At 36.1% G+C, this 1,174-nt stretch carries 2 protein-coding genes; both read left to right on the forward strand.

The window, feature by feature from the left end; translation table 11 throughout:
• Positions 1–130 precede the first annotated feature (130 nt).
• Positions 131–526 (forward strand): GntR family transcriptional regulator, encoded by a 396-nt coding sequence (locus V7149_RS12650; RefSeq protein WP_335345985.1) that lies wholly within the window; start codon positions 131–133, stop codon positions 524–526.
• Positions 513–1,174 (forward strand): ABC transporter ATP-binding protein (locus V7149_RS12655; RefSeq protein WP_335345986.1); only part of this gene is annotated, 662 nt, incomplete at its 3' end. The genes V7149_RS12650 and V7149_RS12655, both read left to right, overlap by 14 nt.

Here is a 1,174-nt window from a genome sequence, read left to right on the forward strand (position 1 = left end):
CTTTTCCTTTTTTTATTTAAAAAAATTTCCAAATACCTATTCCCAATTCCATATTTTTATAATATAATTCTAACTGTATCAACTGTACTATGTATCATAGTACACTTAGATCAGATTGGAGGGGCGCACAATGTTTGAGCTGGATGTGAGGAGCCGTAAACCAATATATGAGCAATTGGTTGAGCGGCTTAAAGAGCTGATAATAACAGAAATATTAAAAACAGATGAACAGCTACCTTCAGTGAGAACGCTAGCCCAGCAGCTGACCATAAATCCAAATACGATCCAGAAAGCTTATCGAGAGCTTGAGGTTCAAGGATATATTTATTCCATTAAAGGAAAAGGCAGTTTTGTTAGTCCGGCTAGTCCCTCGCCTAATGCCGAAAAGCTTAGTAAGGTGAAATCAGAGCTAGTAAAGCTGCTTTCAGAAGCTATGTACTTAGGCATATCGGTAGATGATTTATACAAAATCATTCATGAGGTTGAAGCTATAGTCGGGGGAGGGATAGAAGATGATCAAAATTAGAAATGTCCGCAAGGCATTTGAAGACTTAGAAGCTATAGAGAATATGAATATAACAGTGAACAAAGGATCTATATATGGATTACTTGGTTCTAATGGAGCAGGAAAGACGACACTTCTCAAGCTAATAACAGGAATCTATGTTCAAGATGATGGGGTAATCACCATTGATGAAATGCCAGTTTATGAGAACCCTAACATGAAGCAAAGAATTTTCTTTATCCAGGATATTCCTTATTTTCTGCCTCAATACACAGTGAAGCAAATGGCGCAATTCTATCAAAATATATATCCAGCTTGGGATCAGAATCGTTTTGAAGAATTAGTCAAAGCATTTAATATGGATTTACATAAAAAGGTTCATAAATTTTCAAAGGGGATTCAAAGACAGGCTGCATTTATCCTCGGGCTATCAACGAAACCCGATGTACTTCTTCTCGATGAGCCAATGGATGGACTGGATCCGGTCATGCGAAAAAAAGTAAAAGGCTTAATAATCGATGATGTAGCTGAACGTGAAATGACTGTGTTAATTTCCTCTCATAATTTAAGAGAGGTTGAAGATTTATGTGATTTCATTGGCATTATGCATAAAGGAAAGTTAATGATAGAAAAAGAATTGGATGATCTAAAATCAGACACTCACAAAAT

This window comes from Bacillus sp. JJ1503 (assembly GCF_036965125.1).
Taxonomy (GTDB): domain Bacteria; phylum Bacillota; class Bacilli; order Bacillales; family Cytobacillaceae; genus Cytobacillus.

Coding starts and splice junctions, on each gene's coding strand:
- V7149_RS12650 (WP_335345985.1), top strand. CDS start 131: ATGTTTGAGCTGGATGTGAGGAGCCGTAAACCAATATATGAGCAATTG.